The 23,655-nt window shown below is 69.0% G+C and carries 29 protein-coding genes; 15 read left to right on the top strand and 14 right to left on the bottom strand.

Annotated features, from left to right (window positions below):
* Position 1: 1 nt before the first annotated feature.
* Together EGY25_RS04800 and EGY25_RS04795 are read right to left on the bottom strand one after the other, a co-directional pair.
* Positions 2-292 (bottom strand): type II toxin-antitoxin system RelE/ParE family toxin, encoded by a 291-nt coding sequence (locus EGY25_RS04800; protein WP_135193901.1) that lies wholly within the window; start codon positions 290-292, stop codon positions 2-4.
* Entirely contained in the window at positions 289-540 is a 252-nt protein-coding gene (locus EGY25_RS04795; RefSeq protein WP_135193900.1) for a type II toxin-antitoxin system ParD family antitoxin, read from the bottom strand. The genes EGY25_RS04800 and EGY25_RS04795 overlap by 4 nt, the downstream gene beginning before the upstream one ends.
* Positions 541-652: 112 nt before the next feature.
* Here EGY25_RS04795 and EGY25_RS04790 point away from each other — a divergent pair, with 112 nt between their 5' ends.
* The 3 genes from EGY25_RS04790 (at position 653) to EGY25_RS04780 (ending at position 2,661) form a co-directional block, all read left to right on the top strand.
* Positions 653-1,303, top strand: a complete 651-nt coding sequence (locus tag EGY25_RS04790; RefSeq protein WP_135193899.1) for a DNA-3-methyladenine glycosylase family protein — start codon at positions 653-655, stop codon at positions 1,301-1,303.
* Entirely contained in the window at positions 1,300-1,959 is a 660-nt protein-coding gene (locus EGY25_RS04785) for a trimeric intracellular cation channel family protein (RefSeq protein ID WP_135193898.1), read from the top strand. The genes EGY25_RS04790 and EGY25_RS04785 overlap by 4 nt, the downstream gene beginning before the upstream one ends.
* Before the next feature lie 141 nt (positions 1,960-2,100).
* On the top strand, positions 2,101-2,661 hold the full coding sequence (locus EGY25_RS04780; protein ID WP_135193897.1) for an HNH endonuclease: 561 nt from the start codon (positions 2,101-2,103) through the stop codon (positions 2,659-2,661).
* On the opposite strand, the gene EGY25_RS04775 is transcribed toward EGY25_RS04780, so the two are convergent.
* The 5 genes from EGY25_RS04775 to EGY25_RS04755 form a co-directional block, all read right to left on the bottom strand.
* Complete coding sequence (locus EGY25_RS04775) at positions 2,658-3,122, bottom strand: hypothetical protein (RefSeq protein WP_135193896.1); 465 nt, start codon at positions 3,120-3,122, stop codon at positions 2,658-2,660. The genes EGY25_RS04780 and EGY25_RS04775 overlap by 4 nt on opposite strands.
* Before the next feature lie 92 nt (positions 3,123-3,214).
* Positions 3,215-3,967 carry a ligase-associated DNA damage response endonuclease PdeM gene (pdeM, locus tag EGY25_RS04770; RefSeq protein ID WP_135193895.1) on the bottom strand — a complete coding sequence of 251 codons (753 nt, stop codon included), beginning with the start codon at positions 3,965-3,967 and terminating at the stop codon, positions 3,215-3,217.
* A complete protein-coding gene (locus EGY25_RS04765) occupies positions 3,964-6,579 on the bottom strand; it encodes a ligase-associated DNA damage response DEXH box helicase (RefSeq protein WP_135193894.1) in 2,616 nt (871 codons plus the stop codon). The genes pdeM and EGY25_RS04765 overlap by 4 nt, the downstream gene beginning before the upstream one ends.
* On the bottom strand, positions 6,576-6,992 hold the full coding sequence (locus tag EGY25_RS04760) for a type II toxin-antitoxin system VapC family toxin (RefSeq protein WP_135193893.1): 417 nt from the start codon (positions 6,990-6,992) through the stop codon (positions 6,576-6,578). Before EGY25_RS04760 ends, EGY25_RS04765 begins: the two co-directional genes overlap by 4 nt.
* On the bottom strand, positions 6,992-7,231 hold the full coding sequence (locus EGY25_RS04755) for a type II toxin-antitoxin system Phd/YefM family antitoxin (protein ID WP_167762485.1): 240 nt from the start codon (positions 7,229-7,231) through the stop codon (positions 6,992-6,994). The genes EGY25_RS04760 and EGY25_RS04755 overlap by 1 nt, the downstream gene beginning before the upstream one ends.
* A 120-nt stretch (positions 7,232-7,351) precedes the next feature.
* Here EGY25_RS04755 and EGY25_RS04750 point away from each other — a divergent pair, with 120 nt between their 5' ends.
* Genes EGY25_RS04750 through hisC form a run of 5 tightly spaced genes read left to right on the top strand, consistent with a single transcriptional unit; the run spans position 7,352 to position 13,556 of the window.
* A complete protein-coding gene (locus tag EGY25_RS04750; protein ID WP_135193891.1) occupies positions 7,352-10,207 on the top strand; it encodes an ATP-dependent DNA helicase in 2,856 nt (951 codons plus the stop codon).
* 1 nt (position 10,208) lies between these two features.
* On the top strand, positions 10,209-10,682 hold the full coding sequence (ybaK, locus tag EGY25_RS04745; protein ID WP_135193890.1) for a Cys-tRNA(Pro) deacylase: 474 nt from the start codon (positions 10,209-10,211) through the stop codon (positions 10,680-10,682).
* A 33-nt stretch (positions 10,683-10,715) separates the two neighbouring features.
* Positions 10,716-11,768, top strand: a complete 1,053-nt coding sequence (locus tag EGY25_RS04740; RefSeq protein WP_135193889.1) for a DUF2125 domain-containing protein — start codon at positions 10,716-10,718, stop codon at positions 11,766-11,768.
* Entirely contained in the window at positions 11,768-12,454 is a 687-nt protein-coding gene (locus tag EGY25_RS04735; RefSeq protein ID WP_135193888.1) for a hypothetical protein, read from the top strand. The genes EGY25_RS04740 and EGY25_RS04735 overlap by 1 nt, the downstream gene beginning before the upstream one ends.
* A 13-nt stretch (positions 12,455-12,467) precedes the next feature.
* On the top strand, positions 12,468-13,556 hold the full coding sequence (hisC, locus tag EGY25_RS04730; RefSeq protein ID WP_135193887.1) for a histidinol-phosphate transaminase: 1,089 nt from the start codon (positions 12,468-12,470) through the stop codon (positions 13,554-13,556).
* 168 nt (positions 13,557-13,724) lie between these two features.
* On the opposite strand, the gene EGY25_RS04725 is transcribed toward hisC, so the two are convergent.
* Genes EGY25_RS04725 through EGY25_RS04705 form a run of 5 tightly spaced genes read right to left on the bottom strand, consistent with a single transcriptional unit; the run spans position 13,725 to position 17,535 of the window.
* The gene (locus tag EGY25_RS04725) at positions 13,725-14,504 is read right to left on the bottom strand and encodes a MipA/OmpV family protein (RefSeq protein ID WP_135193886.1); all 780 of its coding nucleotides are present in this window, start codon (positions 14,502-14,504) and stop codon (positions 13,725-13,727) included.
* A gap of 37 nt (positions 14,505-14,541) precedes the next feature.
* Positions 14,542-15,279 carry a lysophospholipid acyltransferase family protein gene (locus EGY25_RS04720; protein ID WP_135193885.1) on the bottom strand — a complete coding sequence of 246 codons (738 nt, stop codon included), beginning with the start codon at positions 15,277-15,279 and terminating at the stop codon, positions 14,542-14,544.
* A complete protein-coding gene (locus EGY25_RS04715; RefSeq protein ID WP_135193884.1) occupies positions 15,279-15,923 on the bottom strand; it encodes a YdcF family protein in 645 nt (214 codons plus the stop codon). The genes EGY25_RS04720 and EGY25_RS04715 overlap by 1 nt, the downstream gene beginning before the upstream one ends.
* Positions 15,920-16,828 carry a cell division protein FtsX gene (locus tag EGY25_RS04710; protein WP_135193883.1) on the bottom strand — a complete coding sequence of 303 codons (909 nt, stop codon included), beginning with the start codon at positions 16,826-16,828 and terminating at the stop codon, positions 15,920-15,922. The genes EGY25_RS04715 and EGY25_RS04710 overlap by 4 nt, the downstream gene beginning before the upstream one ends.
* The gene (locus EGY25_RS04705) at positions 16,825-17,535 is read right to left on the bottom strand and encodes a cell division ATP-binding protein FtsE (protein WP_135193882.1); all 711 of its coding nucleotides are present in this window, start codon (positions 17,533-17,535) and stop codon (positions 16,825-16,827) included. The genes EGY25_RS04710 and EGY25_RS04705 overlap by 4 nt, the downstream gene beginning before the upstream one ends.
* Before the next feature lie 71 nt (positions 17,536-17,606).
* Here EGY25_RS04705 and EGY25_RS04700 point away from each other — a divergent pair, with 71 nt between their 5' ends.
* From EGY25_RS04700 to EGY25_RS04680, 5 genes are all read left to right on the top strand, one after another.
* Positions 17,607-18,572 (top strand): MJ0042-type zinc finger domain-containing protein, encoded by a 966-nt coding sequence (locus tag EGY25_RS04700; protein WP_135193881.1) that lies wholly within the window; start codon positions 17,607-17,609, stop codon positions 18,570-18,572.
* Positions 18,565-19,098 (top strand): phosphoribosyltransferase, encoded by a 534-nt coding sequence (locus EGY25_RS04695; protein ID WP_135193880.1) that lies wholly within the window; start codon positions 18,565-18,567, stop codon positions 19,096-19,098. The genes EGY25_RS04700 and EGY25_RS04695 overlap by 8 nt, the downstream gene beginning before the upstream one ends.
* Before the next feature lie 175 nt (positions 19,099-19,273).
* Positions 19,274-19,828 carry a 50S ribosomal protein L21 gene (rplU, locus tag EGY25_RS04690; RefSeq protein ID WP_135193879.1) on the top strand — a complete coding sequence of 185 codons (555 nt, stop codon included), beginning with the start codon at positions 19,274-19,276 and terminating at the stop codon, positions 19,826-19,828.
* Between the two features lie 96 nt (positions 19,829-19,924).
* Complete coding sequence (rpmA, locus tag EGY25_RS04685) at positions 19,925-20,212, top strand: 50S ribosomal protein L27 (RefSeq protein WP_135193878.1); 288 nt, start codon at positions 19,925-19,927, stop codon at positions 20,210-20,212.
* A gap of 168 nt (positions 20,213-20,380) precedes the next feature.
* Positions 20,381-20,914, top strand: coding sequence for a GNAT family N-acetyltransferase (locus EGY25_RS04680; protein ID WP_135193877.1), 534 nt, complete (start codon positions 20,381-20,383; stop codon positions 20,912-20,914).
* A 14-nt stretch (positions 20,915-20,928) separates the two neighbouring features.
* Here EGY25_RS04680 and EGY25_RS04675 read toward each other — a convergent pair whose 3' ends face one another.
* Positions 20,929-21,126, bottom strand: coding sequence for a hypothetical protein (locus tag EGY25_RS04675; protein WP_135193876.1), 198 nt, complete (start codon positions 21,124-21,126; stop codon positions 20,929-20,931).
* Positions 21,127-21,240: 114 nt separating this feature from the next.
* Positions 21,241-21,756: a hypothetical protein gene (locus tag EGY25_RS04670; protein ID WP_135193875.1), complete on the bottom strand. Its 516-nt coding sequence runs from the start codon at positions 21,754-21,756 to the stop codon at positions 21,241-21,243.
* Between the two features lie 174 nt (positions 21,757-21,930).
* Here EGY25_RS04670 and EGY25_RS04665 point away from each other — a divergent pair, with 174 nt between their 5' ends.
* Both EGY25_RS04665 and EGY25_RS04660 read left to right on the top strand, forming a co-directional pair.
* A complete protein-coding gene (locus EGY25_RS04665) occupies positions 21,931-23,133 on the top strand; it encodes a threonine ammonia-lyase (protein WP_135193874.1) in 1,203 nt (400 codons plus the stop codon).
* Positions 23,114-23,629, top strand: a complete 516-nt coding sequence (locus EGY25_RS04660; protein ID WP_135193873.1) for an FKBP-type peptidyl-prolyl cis-trans isomerase — start codon at positions 23,114-23,116, stop codon at positions 23,627-23,629. The genes EGY25_RS04665 and EGY25_RS04660 overlap by 20 nt, the downstream gene beginning before the upstream one ends.
* Positions 23,630-23,655 lie beyond the last annotated feature (26 nt).

The raw sequence follows: 23,655 nt of genomic DNA, 5'->3' as shown, positions 1-23,655 counted from the left end.
CTCAGTCGTCGTCCGAGGCCAGCAGATGCGTCCAGTCGCGGGCGGCGTGAAGAATGCGGACGATCTCTATGACGGAGCCGACGCGATAGAAGATCAAATATGAACCATGAGGCCGCCTTCTCAGGTCGAGCCCAACAGCCGAGGGATAGCGGTTGGGATGAAGCGCCAGTTTGCTGCACGCGGTCAGCAGGCGTTCGACCAGTCGTGAAGCGGCGGCAGGGCTGTCCTGTCGAACATATTCGCCGATCTCCCGAATGTCGTCTTGGGCTGGTTCCGTGATGACGACCTTCATTCGTCGACGGCCGTTCCAAACCGCGCCAGCATCTCGGCGCGAACGTCTTCGAGAGGCCGGACGCGCCCTTCGTCAGCCGCCTTTATTCCCTCTTCCAGCTTGCCCAGCAGGGCCGCCAGTCGGGCCTCATGCTCCTGCACCAATCGCACGCCGGTGCGCAGCACCTCGCTCTTGGAGCCGTATCGGCCGTCGCGGACCAGACGGTCCACCACCTGTTCCAGCGCACCCAGTTCGACAGTCATGGTCATGGCGGCATCCTCAATCGACCGACCAATAATAGTTATTACATCACGCTGTCGCCAGCCGAAATCCGCCAGCGCCTCCATTTCCTTGAGCGCCTGAGCAGGTCATAGGTAGGCCATGCCGCCTCAGCCCACGCCCCAGGACATCGCCGCCGCGCGCGAGGCGCTGGTCGCCGCCGATCCGGCGCTGGCGCGGGTGCATGCGCAGACGCCGGCGTTTGAATGGCGGCTGCGGGTCGGTGGGTTCGAAGGGCTGTTCCGCATGATCGTGGAGCAGCAGGTGTCGGTGGCCTCGGCCGCCTCGGTCTGGGCGCGACTGCGTAATGGCATGGGCGGGATCACGCCCGAGCTGTTGCTGGCGCACGATCTGGATCAACTGCGGGGCATGGGTCTGTCGCGCCAGAAGGCCACCTATGGTCAGGGCATCGCGCGGGCCCAGATCGCCGGCGAGATCGATCTGGAGCATCTGGCCAGCCTCGACGACGAAGCGGCCATCGCCGCCCTGACGGCGCTGAAGGGCGTGGGGCTGTGGACGGCCGAGGCCTATCTGCTGATGTGCGAAGGGCGGCTGGATGTCTTCCCCGGCGGCGACGTGGCGCTGCAGGAGGCGATCCGCTGGGCCGATGGCGCCGAGGTGCGACCGGACCAGAAGGCCGCCTATGCCCGCGCCGAGATCTGGCGGCCCTATCGCGCGGTAGCGACCCATCTGCTGTGGGCCTGGTACACTGGCGTCAAGCGCGGCGAGATCGTTCTGGAGGCTGCGCTATGACCCCGCTCGATCCCGTCCTGACCGAACCTTTGCGCAATCCCCAGACTGTGCTGTCGGCGCTGGACTTCGCCGGCGTCGCGGTGTTCGCCGCGACCGGCGCCCTGGCCGCCGCGCGCGAGAAGCACGACGTGGTCACCTTCGCCTTCTTCGGGGCCATCACCGGCGTTGGCGGCGGGACGCTGCGCGACCTGCTGCTGGGCCTGCCGGTCTTCTGGGTTCAGGACTGGCGCTATCTGGCGGTCTGCCTGTTCGCCTCGACTGCCCTGTGGCTGGTGGGCCAGCGCGACTGGCGGTTCCGCGCCCTGCTGTGGCTGGATGCGGTAGGCTTGGCGGCCTATGGCGTCATGGGCGCCGCCAAGGCCGAGGCGGCGGGCGCGCCGGCCCTGATCTGCATCGTCATGGGCACGCTGACGGCCTGTTTCGGCGGGGTGGTGCGCGACACCCTGGCGGGTCAGCCGTCGATCCTGCTGCGGCGAGAGATCAACGTCACGGCGGCCATATTGGCGGCGACGGTCTATATCGCCCTGCGCGCGCCCGGCATGCCGATCTGGCCTGCCGCCATCGTCGCGGCCCTGTGCGGCTTCCTGTTGCGCGCCGCCGCCCTGCGCTGGGGCTGGACCCTGCCGGGCTTCCCGACCCACGCCAGCCGGGCCTGAGGCTTCACGTCACGAAAACGCTGCACTCTGGTCATGGCGATGAGCGGGAATCACGCGTAGGCTGTTGCTGCAAGACTAGGGAAGGAGACGTGTCCTCACTCCTGTCGCCTCGATATCCCCCCGTCCGCGCGGGAGGGCCTGATGCAGGTTCTCCATCGACCACCCTCCGGCTTTCCCGCCCTGGTGCTGAACGCCGACTTCAGGCCGCTGTCCTACTATCCGCTGTCGCTCTGGCCGTGGGAGGAGGCGGTCAAGGCGGTCTATCAGGACCGCGTGGACGTGGTGTCCCTGTATGACAAGGTCGTCCGCTCCCCCTCAATGGAGATGCAGCTTCCCAGCGTGATCGCGCTGCGCAGCTATGTGGACCAGGACCGCAACCCCGCCTTCACCCGCTTCAACGTCTTCCTGCGCGACGGGTTCGCCTGTCAGTACTGCGGGGAATCCAAGGAACTGACCTTCGACCACGTCATCCCCCGCTCGCATGGCGGCCGCACGACCTGGGAGAACATCGTCGCCGCCTGCAGCCCCTGCAATCTGGCCAAGGGTGGCCGCACGCCGCGTCAGGCCATGATGCCGATCCGCCGCAATCCCTATCGCCCCAACGCCTGGCAGCTTCAGGACGCCGGCCGTCGCTTCCCGCCCCACTATTTGCACCAGAGCTGGCTCGACTATCTCTATTGGGACATCGAGCTCGAACCCTAGGGACGCTGGACGGCGCTCACGGGTGAAGTGCCGGTTGAGGCGCGGCGGCGGCGCAGGCGGCGGTCCAGACGGTCGATGTCGCTCAGGGTCAGGTCGGGATGGCGGCGGAACGACTGACGAAGTTGTTCGATGCGCCCGGGCGCCCAGGCTGCGGCCACACCCGCAGCGCCGGCCAGGAAGTCGATGATGGAGACGCTGCGGCCGGTCAGGGCTTGCAGCAACTCGACGCCGAACGCAGCGGCGATGACATACAGGGCCAGGTCGTCGCGGCGCTGGCTGGGCGCGATCAGGAACAGGCCGCTGGCCAGGCCATAGAAGGCGATGACGTGGGCGGCCTTGTCGTTCAGGCCGAACATCTGCTCCAGCCCCTGAAACGGTCCCAGCATCAGGACGGCCATGCCCAGGGCCGCCAGGGCGAAGCCGAGGCGGGCGGCCATGACGATGCGGCGGGGCGTGAGCATGAGGCGGCGTCCGTGACGTTGATCCGCCGTCATCCTGCATCGCCGTCCGCCAAGATGCGGTGAAGCGACGTGCTGAACGGTTTACGAACGTCCTATCTCAACACGGTCCAGTCCAGGGCGTGGACCCGGTCCCGTCCCAGGGCGGCGGCCAGGGGCGGGGCGGCGAACAGATCGGCGATGGCGGGATCGCGCACGTTCAATCCGCCGGTGAAGGCGCCGAAGGCCGGAAGGATGATCCGCGATCCGTCAGTGACGAAACAGGGCCGCCGCACGCCGCGTCCATAGGCGGCGACGCGGGCGGCGGGGTGCAGGTGGCCCGCGACCTCGCCGCGACGGTCGTCGTCGGCCGTCAACGGTTCCGGCTCATGCGTCAGGCGAAGCGCGCCCAGGACCATGTCGCCGACGATGCGGCCGGGCAGGCGGGTCGCGGCGTTCGCATCCCGAGCGAGCGCCCCGCGGTCGTGGTTGCCCTCCAGCCACAGCCAGTCGCGCCCCGCCGCCAGCCGGTCCAGCCGCGCGCGGTCGTCGGCGGCCATGCGGGGGATGGCCTTCGTGTCGTGAAAACTGTCGCCCAGCAGCACGACCATCGCTGGGTCCAGATCGACGATCTCGGCCTCCAGTCGCTCCAGCGTGGCGCGGCTGTCATAGGGCGGCAGCAGTTGTCCGCGCACGGCGAAGGCTGACCCTTTTTCCAGGTGAAGGTCCGCGACGATCAGGGCGCCGTAGGCCGGAATCCACATCGCCCCGGAACAGCGCAGCACGCAGGCTTCGCCCGCGATCCGCACGCTCAGCGAACCGCAGGTCTTGCGGGCGGGAGACAGGGTCTGGCGCAGGGCGGCGTTCATGCGGCCTCGCCGGGTTCTGCGTCGTCCATGACCTCGGCGATCAGAAGTTCGGCGCTCTCGTCCAGGATCATCTCGGCGGCGTCACCACCCACCCGCTCGCGCCCGATCTGGACCAGAACCGGCACGCAGAAGGGCGAGGGGCGGGTCAGGGCCTGATGCCGAATCCGGCCCTCGATCCGCGCCAGCATCTGCCCCAGGCGCGCCACGTCCAGCAGTCCCGACGCCGCATCGGCGCGGGCGGTCTTGAGCAGCAGGTGATCGGGTTGGTGGCGGCGCAGCACGTCGTAAATCAGGTCGGTGGAAAAGGTCACCTGGCGGCCGGTTTTCTCGGCGCCGGGCTGGCGGCGCTCGATCAAGCCCGAGATCAGGGCGCAATTGCGGAAGGATCGCTTCATCATGAAGCTTTCCTCCAGCCAGGCCTCCAGATCATCGCCCAGCATGTCGGATTGGAACAGGGCGTCCAGGTCGATCTGGTCCATCGGCTTGATCGACCAGATCGCCAGCGAATAGTCGGTGACGACGAACCCCAGCGGCCCGACGCCCATCCGATCCAGTCGCCGCGTCAGCAGCATGCACAGGGTCGTGTGCGCCAGATTGCCTTCGAAGGGATAGGCGACCAGGAAATGCCGGCTGCCGCGCGGAAAGGTCTCGACCAGCATGGATTCCGCATTGGGAATCACCGAACGGGTCTCCTGAAGCTCCAGCCACTCCTGCACGTCGGGCGGCAGGACGCGCCAGTGGTCGCGGTCGTGGATCATCGTCCGCACCCGGTCGGCCAGCGAGGTCGACAGCGGGAACTTCGACCCGCCCCAGGACGGGATCTTTGGGTCCTTGTCGTTGGCGTGGGTGACCAGGGCGTCGGTGCCGGTGATGCCCTGAAACGCCCAGACCTGGCCGGCGAACAGGAAGGTGTCGCCGGGCGTCAGCTGTTCGAAATACCACTCCTCGGCCTCGCCCACCTTGCGCCCGCCGATCAGCTGGCGCGACGCTCCGCCCCGGCGGCTCGCGACGCGCACGTTCAGCGTCCCGGCCGAGACGATGGCGCCGACGTTCATGCGGTGGCGCTGGGCGATGTGCTGGTTGCGGACTTTCCAGCGGCCGTCTTGCGTGCGCACGATCCGCGCGAACCGGTCATAGGTCCGCAGGGCGTATCCGCCGGTGGCGACGAAATCGACCACCTCCTCGAACTGTTCCCACGTCAGGTCGCGATAGGGGCCGCAGCCGACGATCTCGTCGTACAGGGCCTGCATGTCGAAGGCCTCGGAACAGGCCACGCCCATCACGTGCTGGGCCAGGGTGTCGAGCGTTCCGATATGGACCGGCTCCCAGTCGAAGGCGTTGTCGGCCACCGCCTCGCGCGCCGCCTGGCATTCCAGCATCTCGAACCGGCTGGCGGGCACCAGAAGGGCGCGCGACGGCTCGTCCAGCCGGTGGTTGGCGCGGCCGATCCGCTGGACCAGGCGGCTGGACCCCTTCGGCGCCGCCATCTGGATGACCAGGTCCACATCGCCCCAGTCGATGCCCAGATCCAGCGTCGAGGTGCAGACCACGGCCCGCAGATCCCCCCGCGCCATCGCCGCCTCGATCTTGCGCCGCTGCTCCGCCGCCAATGACCCGTGGTGCAGGCCGATGGGCAGGTTCTCGTCGTTGATCGCCCACAACTGCTGGAACACGAACTCCGACTGCCACCGAGTGTTGACGAAGATCAGGGCCAGGCTGGCGCGCTGGATGGCGGCATAGACCTCGGGGATGGCGTGCTGGCCGGTATGGCCGGCCCAGGGGACCTTGCCCTCGGAGATCAGAACATCGACCACCGCGGGCGCGCCGGGGTCCCCCTTGACCAGTCTTACTGTGTCCAGAGCCCCTCCACCCCTGGCTTCGCCAGCGGTCCCCCTCCCCGCCAAGCGGGGAGGAGACGGTTCGGTCTGCGTCTCCTCCCCGCTTGGCGGGGAGGGGGACCGCGAAGCGGTGGAGGGGCTCTGAGCTACATCATTTGGCGCCAACCACCCCCGGATCAGGTCCGGATCTTCGATAGTCGCGCTCAGCCCCACCCGCCGCATCCCCGGCGAAAAGCTCTGCAACCGCCCCAGGCCCAGCGACAGCAGATCCCCGCGTTTGCCGCTCCAGATCGCGTGCACTTCGTCCAGCACCACGCATTTCAGGTCGGCGAAATAGGACCGCGCCCCTTCCCAGGCGCAGAAAAGCGCCAACTGCTCCGGCGTCGTCAGCAGGATGTCGGGTGGGAAGTCACGCTGCCGTTGGCGTTTGGATTGTTTGGTGTCGCCGGTCCGCGTCTCGACGTGGATGTTCAGCCCGATCTCTCGGATCGGCGTCATCAGATTGCGCTCGACGTCAGTGGTCAGGGCCTTCAGCGGCGACAGATACAGCGTATGCACCCCCGACCCCGGCCCGGTCGCCGGCCTCGGCCCGCGCTCCGCCAAGTCGATCAGGCTGGGCAGAAACCCCGCCAGCGTCTTGCCCCCGCCCGTCGGCGCGACCAGCAGAGCATGCCGGCCCGCTTCACCCGCCGCGACCATCTCCAGCTGATGCCGCCGAGGCGACCAGCCGCGCGACGCGAACCAGTCGGCGAAGAGCGGGGGAAGGCCCGTCATTCGCTCCACGGCGAGAGCAGACGGCAACCGCTATGTTCGAAGTGGCGAAGATTTCGGGTCACCACCGTAAGGCCATGGACATGAGCCGTCGCCGCGATCAACTCGTCCGTCATTTCCGACGGACGGCCCATGGCGCGAGCGGTTTCGGCCAAGGAGGCCCAACGCTCGGTGACCTCCAGATCAACCGGCAAGATGCGGGCGTCATATCTCAGGACGAGATCCGTCAGCCAGTAATCCAGATCGTCGCGACGCCGACCGGGCTCCAATCTGACGATGCCGCGTCGCAGTTCGCCCACGGTGATGACGCTGAGATGCAGGTCAGACAGCAATTGTTCGGCCAACCATGCCATCACCCCCGCATCGGGACGGGCGCGTTTGGGTTCGCTGATGACGTTGGTGTCGAGCAGGAACATCAGAAGGGGTCGATTTCCCTTGCCGGTCGGCGGTCGCGCTCCAAATCGACACCCTCCAGGGACGGGCCGTTCAAAAGCCAGTCCTTGAAGTCACGCGACGCACGCGGATCTTTCAGGCGTCGGAAGTCCTCGGCGGAGATCACCACGGCGGCGGCTTCGCCGTGCAGTGAAATTTCCTGCGGGCCTTCAGTTCGGGATTTTCGGATGACCTCGGAGAAGTTGTCCTTGGCCTTCGCCACGCTCCAGCTCATCGCCGGTTCTCCAATCTGGCTATCATTTATGGCCATACTCTCGCCTAGCGTGGGGGTCAATGAAATGTTCCCGTTCCGTTTCGGTCCTGGGATCGCTATCTATCTGTCGTGTCCGACGAATCCGTCATTGCTGAAACCCGCCTGACCGGCGCCGAACCGTGGGCGGGGTTGCCGCCGGCGCTCGCCACCCCGCCGGGCGCGGGTGCGGTGTGTGACGATGCAGGGGCGAGGAAGATCGGGCGCGGGGCGGCGGAGGGGGTGTTCACGACCGGGTCGGTGATGGTGGCGCACGCCTCGCTGACGGCGCGACGGCTGGGACTGACGCCGCCGCCCAGATCGCACGAGTTGATGGATGTGCTGGAGCTTTACGCCTTCGTGCGGCCGGCGCGGTTCTGCGCCCCGTCGCCGACGGGGCTGGCCCTGTCGCTGGGCCTGGCCGAGCCGAAATCGGCGGAGGAGCAGGCGTCGGCCCTGCGCGAGGCGGCGGGGCTGTTGCTGCGAGAACTGGCGGAAGCGGCCTATCCCGAGCGCGAGGCGGCCTATGTCGTGGCGCTGACGATGCAGCGGGCGGGCTGGGCCTGGGGCGAGCGCGTCGTTCAGGCGTTGGAGGCGGGCGGCGTGCGGGCGCGCCAGCATCGCGGGTCGGGCCTGGACGTCTGGTCGCGCCTGACGGAGTGGGAGGACGAGGCGCCGCGCGGCGAGGCGGGATCGGCCCCGGTCGACAGCGAGAGCGCGCGCATCCGGCTGGAGAAGCTGTTGCAGGCCTCGGGGTTGGACGAGACCCGGCCGACCCAGTCGGACTACGCCGCCGAGGCCGCCTTCGCCTTTTCGCCGCGCAACGAGGAGGGGCGGCCGCGCGTGCTGCTGGCCGAGGCGGGGACCGGCACGGGCAAGACCCTGGGCTATCTGGCGCCCGCCTCCCTGTGGGCCGAGCGGAACCAGGGGGCGGCGTGGATCTCGACCTATACCCGCGCCCTGCAACGCCAGATAGACCGCGAGAGCCATTCGCTGTGGCCCGATCCGGCCGAGCGCAAGAAGAAGGCCGTGATCCGCAAGGGGCGCGAGAACTATCTGTGCGTCTTGAACCTGCAGGACATGGTCCAGGCGGCCCAACTGGGGAACGGCGACCTGATCGGCCTGGCGCTGGCCGGACGCTGGGCGGTGCATACGCGCGACGGGGACATGACGGGGGGCGACTTCCCCGGCTGGCTGCCTGGCCTGTTCGCCATGCCCGCCGCCCATGCGGCAGGGGCGGCGAACCTGGTGGATCGGCGGGGCGAATGCGTCCACGCCGCCTGTCCGCACTATCGCAGCTGTTTCGTCGAGAAGACCATCCGCGCCAGCCGCCGTGCGGATCTGGTCATCGCCAACCACGCCCTGGTGCTGACCCAGGCCGCCTTCGACGGCGCGCGGTCGGCGCGGGGCCAGAAGCAGGACGGCGAGACGGCGGCCCTGAAACGCATCGTCTTCGACGAGGGTCACCATCTGTTCGACGCCGCCGACAGCGCCTTTTCCGCCTGTCTATCGGGCCAGGAGGCGGCCGAGCTGCGCCGCTGGATCCGCGGGCCTGAGGGGCGGGGGCGTCGCGGGCGCGGGCTGGAACAGCGGCTGGGCGACATGGTCGGGGACAATGAGGCGGCGCTGAAGGCGCTGCAGGACGCCATCCGCGCCTCGGCCGCGCTTCCGGGCGAGGGCGTGTCGGGCCGCGTCGCTCCGGCTTCGGGCGAGGTCAACCCCATCGGCCCGATCGAGGCCTTCCTGGCCGCCGCCTTGGAACAACTGCGCGCGCGCACGGCCGAGACGAATACTTACGGCGGACCCGAGTTCGGCATGGAATGCGCGCTGAAGCCCGTCACCGATCCGGTCGCCGAGACCGCCCGCGCGGCGGCCCAGGCCCTGGCCGCGCTGGAGGCGCCGCTGCTGGCCCTGTCGCGGCATCTGGAGGACATCCTCGACGACGAGGCGGCCGAACTGGACGGCTCGCAACGATCGCGGATCGAGGGGGCGTTGCGCGGGCTGGACCGTCGTGCGCGCATGACCCTGCCGGGCTGGCGGTCCATGCTGGCGGCGCTGGAGGACGGGGGCGATCAGCCCGATCCCGACTTCGTCGACTGGCTGTCGGCCGAGACGGCGTTCGGCCGCATCCACGATGTGGCCTTGCGGCGTCACTGGATCGATCCGACCGTGCCGCTGGAGGCCGCCGTGATCGTGCCGTCGCACGGGGTGCTGGTGACCTCGGCGACCCTGTCCGATCCGATGCAGGATGATCCGTTCGACCTGGCGCGGATGCGGACCGGATCGGCCCGTCTGATCGATCCGCCGCGCACCCTGAAGGTCGAAAGCCCGTTCGACTATGCGACCAACAGCCGGGTCATCGTCGTCAACGACCTGGTCAAGGACGATCCGCGCCAGACGGCGGCGGCGATGCGCGAACTGTTCTTGGCGGCCGGGGGCGGGGGGCTGGGCCTGTTCACCGCCATCCGCCGGCTGAAGGCCGTCTATGAGCGGCTGGGGCCGGATCTGGCGAAGTCCGGCGTGCCTCTGTACGCCCAGCACGTCGATCCGCTGGAGGTCGGGGCGCTGGTGGACATGTTCCGGGTCGAGGAGAACTCGTGCCTCTTGGGCACCGACGCCGTGCGCGACGGGGTGGACGTGCCGGGCCGGTCCTTGCGCGTCCTGGCCTTCGACCGGGTGCCGTGGCCGCGCCCGGACCTGCTGCACAAGGCGCGGCGCGAACGCCTGGGCGGGAAGGGTTATGATGATGCGCTTGCCCGCGCTCGCATCGCCCAGGCGTTCGGGCGGCTGATCCGGCGCGGCGACGACAAGGGGGTGTTCCTGATGCTGGACGCCGCCACACCGACGCGGCTGTTCGCCAGCCTGCCGCCGGGCACCGAGGTCCAGCGCATGGGCCTGGCCGATGCGGTCGAACTGACCCGCAGTTTCCTGAATTCCGAGACGACGTAGGATGTCCAAGACCACGCCCGCGACCGTCGCCCTGACCAGGGCCGGCGTCGCCTTCGACCTGTTCCCCTACGACTACGACCCCGATGCGCCGCGCGTGGGGTTGCAGGCCGCCGAGGCCTTGGGCATGGCGCCCGAGCAGGTGTTCAAGACCCTGATGGTCCTGATCGACGGCGCGCCCGCCTGCGTCATCGTGCCGTCCGACTGCGAGGTCAGCATGAAGAAGCTGGCGGCGGTGCTGGGCGGAAAATCGGCCCAGATGATGAAGCCCGCCGACGCCGAACGGCTGACCGGCTACAAGGTCGGCGGGGTCAGTCCCTTCGGCCAGAAGAAGACCGTGCCGACCGCTATGGACGAGACGGCCATCCTGTTCGATCAGGTGCTGATCAATGGGGGTCAGCGCGGGCTGTTGCTGGGCGTCGCGCCGGACGAGGCGCTGCGAGCGACCGACGGCTTGCTGGCCGACCTCACCGCCTAGAACGGCTTGAAATGGCGCGCTATAGGATCGCGCATGACCGACACCACCAAGCGACCCAGCCGCAAGGGCCTCTATGCGCCCTTCATCCTCGTGCTGATCGCCCTGGCGGCCTGGACCGGCTGGTGGGTATTTCTGACGCGCCAGATCGACACGCGGCTGGAGGCCCAGGTCCAGACCCTGCGTCAGGACGGGTGGGACGTGCGTTTCGCGGACAAGACGATCACCGGCTGGCCCTTCCGCGCCCGTGTCGGCCTGACCCAGTTGGTTGTGCAGACGCCGTCGGGGCACGCGATCAATGCGGCCGAACTGAACGCCGAGGCCAATGCCTATCAGCCGACAAAATGGGTGGTGGTGGCGCCGCAGGGGCTGATGCTGACCCGCGCCGGCAAGGGCGAGGTGGCGGTCAAGGGCGACGCCATCCGCATGAGCGCCAGCGGCATCGACCAGCGCTGGCCCAATCTGGCGCTGGAGATGGTCAATCCGGTCTTCACGACCCAGACCGGCGCCGAACCCTTCCCCATCGCCCGCGCCGCGCGGATCGAATTTTACGCCCGGCCGCATCTGGAAGGCTCGACCGCGCCGACCGACGACGTCGATATCATGTTTCGCCTGGTAGACGGCCAGGGGCGCGCCGACGGCCCGGTCGAAGGCTTCGCCCAGGACGGCCGCCTGACCACCCAGCTTGAGGCCGTGATCGGCCAGGCCAGCCTTTTGAAGACGGGCGGCGATGCGGCCGGGGTCTTCTCTGCCTGGACGAAGGCGGGCGGGACGTTCCGCAATGTGCGCGGCGACCTGCAGGCGGGCGACAGCCGCGCAACACTCAGCAGCGACGTGTTGAGAGCCGATGCGAACGGACGGCTGACGGGACAGGTCGAACTGCAGGCGCAGAAACCTCTGCCCGCACTGGCCGGGCTGATGGCGACGCGGCAGGGGCCGGCCAACCGGATCGGCGCGGCCGGAGCCGCCGCTGCGGCGGGCGCAGCCGAGGCCACAGGCCAGGAGCAACTGCCCCTGACGCTGGTGTTCCGCGACGGTCGCACCTGGCTCGGCCCCTTCCCCCTGGCCCCGGCGCCCAAGTTGTTCTGATGGCCCTGCTGGACGAACCCGAGACGAATAAAGCCCTGCTGGCGCTGGACCGCGCCCTGGTCGAGGCGGTGCGGGCGCGGGTTGCGGCCGGTCCGCGCGACCGGGCCGACGCCTCGGCCATCGCCCTGCGTCAGTTGCTGGATGGCGCATCGCCCGCCGAAGCGGGGGCGGTCAAGGCGGTGTGGGGCCGGCTGGAGGTCGCGACCGGCGCGGCCGTCGTCGTCTGCGGCGGCGTGGCCCAGGCTCTGGCGACCGACCGCTATGGTCTGGGCGCGCGACCGATGTCGGCGGACGACGCTTTGAAGGCGGTCGAGGCCGGGTCGCGCGCGGTGATCGACCTGTCGCCCGACCGGCCGTGGTGGGGGCGGCTGCTGGCCCGGCCCGAACTGAAGATCGTCGCCGCCCTGCCCGACGACCGACGCGGCCGGCCCCAGGCCTTTGTGGTCTCCAGGGAAACCTCCGGCCCGACCGGCGACGACCGCAGCTTCTGGGTCACCGACAGCGGTTGGTCCGAGACCAAGATCGTCGAGGCCCTGGGCGCGGCCGGACTGGTCGCCGATCCGCTGGCGGCGGCGGGCGGCTTGAAGCTGTTCATGCTGACGGGCTATGTGCAGGCCGAGGACGGGCGGCTGAAGACCGCGCCCGGCCGCCTGAACGGCGTCATCGGCGCCGCCCCCATCTATTAGTTCAAGGTTTCCCATGACCGACGCGCCCGCCCCCAAACCCGGCATCCTCGACATCGCCCCCTATGTCGGCGGCAAGTCGTCCATCGCCGGCGTCGCCGAGCCGATGAAGCTGTCCTCGAACGAGAACATGCTGGGCGCGGGCGAGAAGGCGCGCGCCGCCTATGAGGCCGCGATCAAGAACATCCACATCTATCCCGACGGCCGCGCGACCAAGCTGCGCGACGCCGCAGCCGAGATCCACGGGCTGGAGCCCGAACGGCTGATCTTCGGCAACGGCTCCGACGAGGTCTTCGCCCTGCTGAACCAGACCTATCTGACGGCGGGCGACAACATCGTCTGCGGCCAGTACGGCTTCCTCGCCTATCGCATCAGCGCCCTGGGCTGCGAGGCCGAGGTCAAGCTGGCGCCCGAGCCGAACTACAAGGCCGAGGTCGACGCCCTGCTGGCCCAGGTCGATGACCGGACCAGGATCGTCTATGTCTCCAACCCCTCGAACCCGACCGGCAGCTACAATACGGCTGAGGAAATCCGCCGCCTGCACGCCGCCCTGCCCGCGAGCGTGATCTTGGTCGTGGACGAGGCCTATGCGGAATATGTGACTGAGGCCGACTGGGAGACCGCCTTCCCGCTGGCCAAGGACGCCCAGAACATCGTCGTCACCCGCACCTTCTCCAAAATCCACGGTTTGGGCGGTTTGCGCGTCGGCTTCGGCTATGCGCCGGTGAAGGTCGCCGAGGCCATCGACCGCATCCGCCTGCCGTTCAACGTGTCGGTTCCGGGAGTCGAGGCCGCGACTGCCGCCCTGGCCGACGAGGCGCACCAGACGGCGTCGCGCGAGCTGGTCTCGAACTGGAAGCCGCGTCTGACCCAGGCCCTGCGCGGCTTCGGCCTGGAGGTGCTGCCCAGCGCCGGCAACTTCGTGCTGGTGATGTTCGACGGGCCCGAACGCGCCGCCGCCGCCAACGAATACCTCAACACCAAGGGCATCATCGTACGCCCGGTCGGCGGCTACGGCCTGCCCCAGGCCCTGCGCATCACCATCGGCACCGAAGATCAGAACCGCGCCGTAATCGACGCGCTGAGCGAGTTCGCTGCGACCTGATCCGCATCTCCTCCCCGCTTTGCGGGGAGGGGGACCGCGAAGCGGTGGAGGGGTTCTGCGCCGCGCCACAGGCGCCTGTGGCGCGGCGCAGAACCCCTCCGTCACGGCGCGAAGACGCGCCGCGCCACCTCCCCATCGCTGCGCGATAGGGAGGAGACGGATCGACCGTCAGTCCGCGCTGGAGAACCGCACCACGCCGATCAGGCCGGCGCGCCAGATGCCTTCGTCGTCGACCAGGGGGCTGTCCTTGGTGTCGCCCAGGCGCTGTTCGTAGTTGACGAAACCGCCCAGACCGAACCGCTTGCCGACCGGAATGGCCAGGAAGGCGACGGCGCCGGCGCCCGACAGGCCGCCTGACGCCTCATAGGGCTGATAGCCGCTGCCCGGCGCTTGTTCGGCGGTGATGCCGTAATAGCGTTGCAGGCGTTTGTCGTCGCCGCCGGTGACATAGCCGCTGACCCGCAGCAGGCCGACCGGCGTCACGCGCTGATGGCCGACCGAGGCGAAATACTGCATCCCGGCGTCGTCGCCCGAGACGTCCTGGGCGATGCGGCCGCCGACCACGATCCCGCCGAACCGCTTGTAGGCATACAGGGCGGCGTCGGCGCCCAGGCCGGGGCGTTCCAGGCTGGAGCCCTCGATGTCGCCGGCAGAGAAGCGGGGGCGCAGCTGAGCGCCGGCGCGGAAGTCGTCGCTCTTGACTGCGTTCCAGCCCAGGCCGTCCAGCCCGTTGGCGTAGACCACGTCCTTGTAGTTGGCCGAACCCCAGGCGGTGTAGTTGATGTCGTCGCCCGTATTGCCCGTGGCGCTGAAGCCGTGGGTGATCCCGCCGCCGACCTCGACCCGCCAGGTCTTGGGGGCCTCGACCTGCTCATAAGGCTGCGACTGGGCCAGGGCGGAACCGGCCACGGCGGCGAAGGCGACGGAGAGCAGAAGAGGGCGAAGCATCGGGCGTTTCCATGGATTTTACGCCCGAGCGGGGAGTTCAGGCCGGATCAGAATGCGCTAGCTGGGCCTTTGGCTCCAACAGGGCCAACGAAGCCGTCTCGATGCGACTTTCCAGCAACGCCATCATGGCCCCGCGTTTCAGCCCGGCCGGGATCGGCTCCAGGAATTCGAACACGACCTTGCCGGGATAGCGGCGGAAGCCGTGCGCCGGCCAGTGAACGCCGGAGTTGGTGGCGACGGGCCAGCACGGGCCTTCCAGATCGCGATAGATGGCGGCGACGCCGGGCTTGTAGTCGCCGGGCACGCCCGGATCGTTTCGGGTGCCTTCGGGGAAGATGACGATCTGGCGGCCTTCGGCCAGGCGATCGTGCGCCTGACGGGTCATGTCCTTCAGCGCCTTGGCGTGACCGGCGCGGTCCACCGCGATCATCTTGGCCTTCCAGGCGAACCAGCCGAAGAAGGGCAGGGGCATCAGCTCCTTCTTCATGATGAAACAGGCGTCCGGCAGCACGGCCAGCAGGGCCACGATGTCCAGCATCCCCTGGTGTTTGGAGGCGATCAGAGCGGCGCCGGACGGGGCGTGTTCCAGCCCGCGAAACTCGACCTTGACCCCGGCGATCCAGCGCAAGCCGAACAGGACGATTTTCGCCCACAGCTTACACACACCCTGAACATAGCGGTGCGGCGCCAGAAGGATGGGCGACAGGCCGATGGCGATGATCGGCATCGACAGATAGAGCCAGGCGGTGAAGAGCAGGGAACGCAGGGTGTTCACTAAGGCGCGGCCTTTTCGTCAGGAGACGTGTCGGTGGATGGCGTGACTGCAGTGGGCTGGTCGCGGGTGATGCGACGCACGCCCTCACGACCCAGGACGGCGAGATATTTCATATATTCCAGCGTCATGCGCCGCGCCGTCACCGCCGCCCGCCACCAGCGGACATTGTCCAGCGACGGGGTGGAGATGGCGTAGGGCGTCAGCTTCACGCCCGGCAACTGACCCCGGATTTCGACCAGCGAACGCGGCATATGATAGTCGGAGGTGACCACGATCAGGCTGCGATAGCCCTTGGCGCGTGTCCAGGCGGCGATCTCCTGGGCGTTGCCGACGGTGTCCTCGGCCTCGAAGCCCAGATCGACGCAGCAGTTGAACAGACGGCTGGAGCCGGGCGTCAGCTCACGCAGTTCCTGGCGGCGGACCTCGCGGTTGACGCCCGAGATCAGCACCCGCTCGCCCTTGCCCTGTTCCAGCAGACGGATGGCGGTGTTGACCCGTTCGGACGAGGGACCGGTCAGGGCGACGATGGCGTCGGCGCGCGCGGGATCGTCGGCGGGCGTCAGCTCGCGCACCCGATGGGCGAAGGCGAACAGGCCGACCAGCCAGATCAGGCCGGCGATGGCGATGACGCTCAACAGTCTCATGCGCCTCCTCCATCCTTGCCCGAAGCCAGCATCCGCATGGCGGCGAATCTCGCGGCGAGAACCGCAACCGTAGCCGCGAGCAGCGGGCATGGCGAGAGCAGCGCAAGGTCGCTCCAGGTGATCGGCAACGCCGCCGACAGCCCGTCCGATCCGCCCAGGAATCTCAGGAAGGCCAGCACGATCGCCGCCAGCCCGGCGCCGATCGCGCCCGCGCCCGCCGCCATCAGGCCGAATCGCCGCTGGAACAGCCAGGCGATGGCGCCGTCCGTCGCCCCGTTCAGGCTCAATGTCTCGATCACGCCCTGCCCGGCCGCCAGACCCGCGCGGGTCGCATAGGCGATGGCGGCGGCGGCGGCGAAGGCGACGGCCAGGAAGGCGGCGCCGGCCAGGGCCGTGATCAGGGCGGCGGACCGCTCGACCTCGCCGCGCCACAGACTGTGATCGTCCACCGTCGCGTCCAGCCCGGCCTCGGCCAAGGCCCGGCTGAGCGTGACGGCGCTGGCCGGCGCCTGGGCGTTCAGCCTGACGGTCACCAGGTGGGGCAGGGGCAGGTCGGGCAGGACGGCGTCGCCCAGCCAGGGCCGCAGCAGATCCTCGGCCGCCTTGCGGCTCAGGGCGGCGGCTTCTTCCACCCCGTCCACCCCCGACAGGGTTTCGGCCGCGCGGGCGGCGGCGGTGTCGCCGGTCTCGCCGACACTGGGGCGCACCTGCACCGTAGCCTCGGCGCCCAGTTGCCGGGCCCAGCCGTGCGCGGCGCGATCCGCAGCCGATGCGGCGACGGCGGCCAGACACGCCAGGAAACACAGGACCGCGATGACGGTCATCAGCCACGGCTCGCCGGCCGCGGCGGGCGGCAAGAGGCCGGGGCGGCGGCTGGACAGGCTGAAATCTGACAGGCGGATCATGCGGCGGCCCGCGACGGTTCGCTCAGACGCCCGGCGTCCAGTCGCAGGACGCGCGCGCCCGACCGGTGGGCCAGGGCCTCGTCATGGCTGGCGATCAGGACGGTGGCCCCCAGCTTGTTCAGCGACTGGAACAGGCGCAGCAGCTTGTCGGCCATGACGGCGTCCACGCTGCCCGTCGGTTCATCCGCCACGATCAGGCCGGGCCGGGTGATGACGGCGCGGGCGATGGCCAGCCGCTGTTTCTCGCCGCCGGACAGGGCCGGGGGCCGGGCGTCCATCCGACGACCCAGGCCGACCCATTTCAGCATCTCTTGCACATCGGCGGCATAGTCGGCTTCGGATCCGCCTGCCAGGCGCAGGGGCAGGGCGACGTTGTCGAAGGCGGACAGGTGATCCAGCAGGCGAAAGTCCTGGAACACCACCCCCATGCGCCGTCGAAAGGCCGGGATGTCGCGGCGGTCGATGCGCGTGACATCCGATCCAAACAGGCGGATGTTGCCCGTTCGGGGTCGGTCCGCCAGCGTCAGCAGGCGCAGCAGCGAAGACTTGCCGGCCCCGGAAGGCCCGGTAAGGAAGTGGAAAGAGCCACGCGGCAGAATGAGGTTAATGTCGCTCAGCACGTCGGGCGCGCCTGCATAGCCGAAACCCACCCCCGACAGGCGGGCGGTCTCGGACACGGGAGCGGAATCGGCGGGCGAGGACGGCATGGTATGTGTTTCAGGAACAGGGCGCGGCGTCGCGCCTTACGGGAGGGGGCGACAGCCTCGCAGTCAGCCACATGATACTGACCTGCCCCGCCTGCGCCACCAGCTATTTCATTCCCGATGACGCGGTCGGTACGAACGGCCGCAAGGTGCGGTGCCAGTCGTGCGGCGAAGTGTGGCGCGCGACCCCCGACGAACCGCTGGAACTGACCCTGACGCCTGAGCCCGTGGTAGCCGCCGCCTCCACCCCAAAAACCACGTCTGAACCGGAACCTGCGCCGACCGCCGCCAGCCTGGCCGAGACGCCTGCGCCCGAACTGCCTCGCGCCTTCCGCGCCCGCGCCGACCGCCAGAAAAAGCTGCGTCGCGCCGCCGCCCACGGCGTCGTCTGGGCCGGTCTGGCCAGCGTCTTCATCGGCCTGATCGTGGCGGCCTTCCTGTTCCGGGTCGAGATCGTCCAGGCCTTCCCCAAGGCGGCCTCGGCCTACAAATTCTTCGGCGCGACGGTGAACCCGGTCGGGCTGGACTTCGAGGCCCTGACTGCCAAGGCGGCACCCGGCCACCCCGGCATGGTCGTGGTGTCCGGCGCCATTCGCAACGTGCGCGACGTCGAGATCGTGTCGCCGCCCGTCCGCGTCGCCCTGGTGGACGCCAACGGCGCCGAGGTGGGCTTCAAGATCGTGCAGATCGACGCCGCGCCCGTCCTGCCGGGCAAGGTCCAGGGATTCGCCGCCCTGATCCCCGATCCGGGCGGACACGGCGCCGGCATCGGCGTCGATTTCGCTCCGATGAGCCCAGCTCCCGTCTCCGGCAAGCCGACCGCCGGGCACGATGACGACAAGAAGGCTGCGGCTCACGGGGCCGAACTGACGTCCGACCACGCCCCCGCCGCAGCACAGCCGGCGACGGCCCAAGGGCTGCGTTCGGCCACGGCGCCCGGAGCCGAGGCCCCGAACACGGCCGCGCCGATCGACGCGCGACCCGTGGGGGCTGTGGACAAGGGGCAGGGTGAGGCGGTATCGCCCTCGCATCATGGCTGATCCCTCCCCGACGCCGACCGTTCTTTTGCCCGAGGCCGAGGTGGCGCGCATCGTCGCCGACCTGGCCCAGCGCATCGCCCCCGTGATCGACGACGACACCGTCGCCGCCGTGCTGCTGACCGGCGGCCTGTGGTTCGCCGCCGACCTGACCCGCGCCCTGTCGCGCGTCGGGCGCAACGTTCGCTTCGACGCCCTGTGGCTGGCCTCCTACGGCGACGAACAGACCAGCCGGGGCCGCATCGACGTCTATGCGCCGTTCCAGCGTCCGATCGCCGGGCGTCGCGTCCTGATCCTGGACGACGTGTTCGACACCGGCCTGTCGCTGGCCGAGGCGGTGCGCATCGCCCGCGAGGCCGGCGCGTCCGAAGTCCTGACCTGCGTCTTCGCCAGAAAGCCCTGGCCCGCGCCCCGTGCGCCGGAACCGGACTTCGTCGGTTGGGAGGCGCCGAACCGCTTCCTGGTCGGCTACGGCCTGGACCATGCCGGCGCCCTGCGCGGCCTGCCCGACATCTGCGCCCTGGATTGAGTCTGGGACTGAGGCCGTATGGGCCATAACGGCGGGGGATAATCCGTCCGGGGCTGAATTTCCGCCGGGTTCGGCGTTGACTCTCGGACACCCTTCCGTATATGTCGCCGCTCTTCGCCGCCGGGGGTGTCCTTGGGCGGCGTATCTTTTTTTGCGTTTGCGCTGAGGCTTCAACATGTACGCGGTGATCAAGACCGGCGGCAAGCAGTACCGGGTCCAACCGGGCGACACCATTGTCGTCGAAAAGCTCGACGGCGACGCCGGCTCGGAGCTGAAGTTCGACAGCGTCCTGATGCTGGGCGGCGACAACGGCGTGACCCTGGGCGCTCCCCTGATCGACGGCGCCTTCGTCGGTGCGACCCTGGTCGAAACCCGCAAGGGTGAGAAGATCAAGATCTTCAAGAAGACCCGTCGCCAGGGCTATCGCCGCACCAACGGCCACCGCCAGATGGAATCGGTCCTGCGCATCACCGGCATCGACGGCGCCGGCGAGACCGCCAAGTGGGACGGCAAGGTCGATCTGACGACCAAGGCCGAGATCAACCTGCGGGCCCGCAACCTGGCCGCCCGTGACGCGACCTCTTCGCTGGGTTCGACCGAGACGGTCGTGACCGACGTGGACGGCGCCGAGATCAAGGGCGTCGTGGTCGAGAGTTCGGCTCCCGTAAAGAAGGCACCGGCCAAGAAGAAGGCTGCGCCCAAGGCTGAAGCCGCCGGCGACGAAGCCTAAGACATTCACCGGCGCCTCACAGCGCCAGACCTAGTTACGGACGCGCTCAAGTAGGCCGAAAGGCCGGTAGCGCCCCAAGAAAGACGGAGCGGCAAGATGGCTCACAAGAAATCCGGTGGTTCGTCGCGTAACGGTCGCGACTCCGAGTCGAAGCGCCTTGGCGTGAAGAAGTATGGCGGCGAGCGCGTGCTGGCCGGCAACATCATCGTGCGCCAACGCGGCACCACCTTCCACCCGGGTGAGAACATCGGCATGGGCCGCGACCACACCCTGTTCGCCCTGACGCATGGCGCGGTGAAATTCACCAAGAAAGCGGGCGGCCGTTGTTACGTGTCGATCCTCGCGGCCAATGACGACGCCGCTCAGGCGATGGCCGCCGAGTAACGCGATCTGGACCTTCCCGGATCGGCGTTGCTTCTGAAAGCAGCCGGTCCGGACCAGGGATTATATTCCGCGGGGAGTCTGGATCACCAGGCTCCCCGTTTGCGTTTCCCCGCCTCGAAGACCGTCCGAGCCCTTCAAGGAGACGGTTGAAAATCCGAGGCAACGCCCATGTGCGTCATCGAAACCTCTCCCGTCGTCGAGACCCGGCGTCTTGTCCTGCGCGCGCCCGCGCCCCAGGACGCGCCGCGCATCGCGGCCCTGGCCAACGACCTGGACATCGCGCGCATGACCAAGCGGATGCCGCATCCGTTCCAGATGCGTGACGCCGACGACTTCGTGCTGCAGGTGGCGTCCCAGGATCCCAGGCGTGCCAACACCTTCGTCATCGCCCATGAGGACGTGGGGCCGATCGGCGTGATCGGCCTGTTCGAGGGCGAGGATCGCGTGCCCGAGACGGGTTACTGGATCGGGCGGGAGTATTGGGGTCGGGGCTTCGCCACCGAGGCGCTGGACGCCGCCCTGGTCTGGGCCAGCCGCAAGTGGAAGCGCCGGGCGCTGGTCGCCGGCCATTTCGCCGACAACCCGGCCTCGGGTCGGGTTCTGGAGAAGGCGGGCTTTCTCTACACCGGCGAGACGCGCCGAGCCTGGAGCAGGGCGCGTCGGGCCGAGGCGGACACCCGCATGATGGTCTGGCTGGCCTGAGGGCCAGCCGGGCGTCAGCCGCCGGCCAGGGTCGGTCCATAGACGGCGGCGGCGGTGATCAGGCCGACCACCAGCATCGCGCCCGCGCCGGCGATGAAGGTTGCGATGGTCTTGGACCGTCGCCGCCGCATGCCGCCCGCCTTGTATTTGCGGATGATGACCGATGGCCCTCGTGTAAAGGCCTCGGAGCCTACGATATTGTGTTGGGACAAGAAAACGCTCCCCGAACTCTCGCACAGAAGAAGCGATCAGTCCGGGGCGCTCGTGGTCAGAAGATGGCGATCCGCGTTACCGGGGTCGCATCTTCGTGAGAACAGGCGTGGGGATCACAGGGTGACGGCGACCACCCGGCCGCCGCGCGTCTGGACGTGGCGCATCAGCACCAGAGGCGCATCGCCCGCCGTCACCGGCACGATCAGGAACCAGCCGCCGTCCGGCAGGCCGTCGAAGCGGACGCGGCCGTTCTCGCAGCGTTCGGAGCGGACATAGCCGCTGTAGTTGGCGTTCGCGTCCGGCACGGTGCGGGCGCGGACCACGGCGGCGGGAACGGCCGCCCGCTCGGTCGAGCCGTATAGGGTGCGGAAGCGGGCGCGGGTGTAGGGGGTGTCGGGCGTCAGGCCGGCCGAGCCGACGCAGGCGAAGGTCTTGCCGTCCTGGGCGAAGGCGACCTGGCCTTCGATGCTGTTGCGCCCGGGCATCTGGGACCAGCCGAAATCGCCTTCGTCGAAGGCCGCAGGTCCGGCATAGGGCAGGCCGCCTCCGGTCGTGGGGGCGCAGGCCGAAAGGGCGGCGGCGGTAAGGGCGAGGGCGAGGCCTGGGGCGGCGAAGGGGCGGATCGACATGGGCTTTCCTCCGGGGGATTTCGCGGTCGGGGGGACGACGCGCCCACTATCGCAGACCCGGCCTCCCACTTCCACGGTCAAGACGCCCGCCTCTGGACCCGGACCCGACAACGCGCGAAACAGACCCGAACAACGCGCCCATTCGTCGAGGCGCGACAGCTCGGAAACGCCCGCATGACCGTCACCTTCGCCGACATCCAAGCCGCCCGCGCCCGGATCGCAGGTCAGGTCGACCACACCCCGACCCGCTATTCCAGGAAGCTGTCGCAGCTGACGGGGGCCGAGGTCTGGGTCAAGTTCGACAACCTGCAATTCACCGGCAGCTTCAAGGAGCGGGGCGCGCTGAACCGGCTGCTGATGCTGAGCCCCGAGGAGCGCAGGCGCGGGGTGGTCGCGGCCAGCGCCGGCAACCACGCCCAGGCCCTGGCCTATCACGGCGGACGACTGGGGGTGCCGGTGACCATCGTCATGCCGGAGGGGACGCCCTTCGCCAAGATCAACGGCACCCGGTCGCACGGGGCCACGGTGGTGATCGAGGGGCTGGACTTCACCGGCTCGACCGAGGCGGCCCAGCGGCTGGAGGTCGAGAAGGGCTATGTCTTCGTCTCGGCCTTCGACGATGCGGGCATCGTGGCGGGCCAGGGGGTCTGCGCCATCGAGTTCCTGGAGGACGCGCCCGACATCGAGGCCCTGATCATCCCCATCGGCGGCGGCGGGCTGATCGCCGGCTGCGCCATCGCGGCCAAGGCGATGAAGCCGGACATCAAGGTGTTCGGGGTCGAGGCCGCGCGTTACCCGTCCTTCACCGCGCGGCGGGCCGGCCTGCCGCCGGTCTGCACCGGCCAGACCATCGCCGAGGGCATCGCCATCAAGGCCGTGGGCGACATCCCCTTCGCTTTGGCCGACCCGCTGGTGGACGAGGTGTTCGTCTGCGAGGAGGCGGACTTCGAACGGGCCGTGGCCACCTATGTCACCTATGAGAAGACGGTGTCCGAGGGCGCGGGCGCGGGCGGTCTGGCGGCCCTGCTGGCCTATCCCGACCGGTTCAAGGGGATGAAGGTCGGGCTGGAGCTGTGCGGCGGCAATATCGATGCGCGGATGCTGGCCGTGGTGCTGAACCGCGAGATGGTCCGTGAACGGAGATTGCTGGTCTATCGCATCCTGGGCGACGACCGGCCGGGGATGCTGTCGGCGATGGCGGCGGTGATCGGCGGCCTGGGCGGCAACATCATCGACGTGGTCCACAACCGTCTGGCGCTGGACGTGCCGGCCAAGGGCGCCGAGTTCGACATCATGGTCGAAACGCGCGATAGCGCCCACGCCGACGAGATCGGCGAGGCCTTGAAGGAACGCGGCTATGAACTTCGGATGGGGTAAGGCGGCGCTGTTGAGCGTGCTGCTGCTGGCGGGCTGCGGCCAGGCCGAGCCGGTCGATCCGAACGCGGGCAAGGCCGAGGCGGTCGCCTTCATGGCCGAGAACGCCAAGGCCGACGGCGTCGTGACCCTGCCCAGCGGCCTGCAATACAAGGTGGTGCAGGCGGGGCCGGCCAGCGGCGTCAGCCCGGACCGCAACGACCTGGTCAAGGTCGATTACGAGGGCAAGCTGACCGACAACAGCGTGTTCGACAGCTCGTTCGCGCGCGGGGCGCCGGCGGTGTTCACGCCCGAGGAAGTGGTCAAGGGCTGGACCGAGGCGCTGCAGAAGATGCGCGTCGGCGACGAATGGCTGCTCTATGTGCCGCCCGAGCTGGGCTATGGCGAGCGGAGCAGCCCCAAGATCCCGGCGAATTCGGTGCTGATCTTCCGGCTGAAACTGCTGGACGTGGCCAAGGTGCCGGGCGGTGGATCGGGTACAGGCACGGCGATGGGGTGACCCTCGCGATCCGTCTCCTCCCCACT

This window comes from Brevundimonas intermedia (assembly GCF_004614235.1).
GTDB classification, from domain to species: Bacteria; Pseudomonadota; Alphaproteobacteria; order Caulobacterales; family Caulobacteraceae; genus Brevundimonas; species Brevundimonas intermedia_A.
Note: the sequence above shows the minus strand (reverse complement) of the source record. Positions and strands in the feature narration are given on the sequence as shown.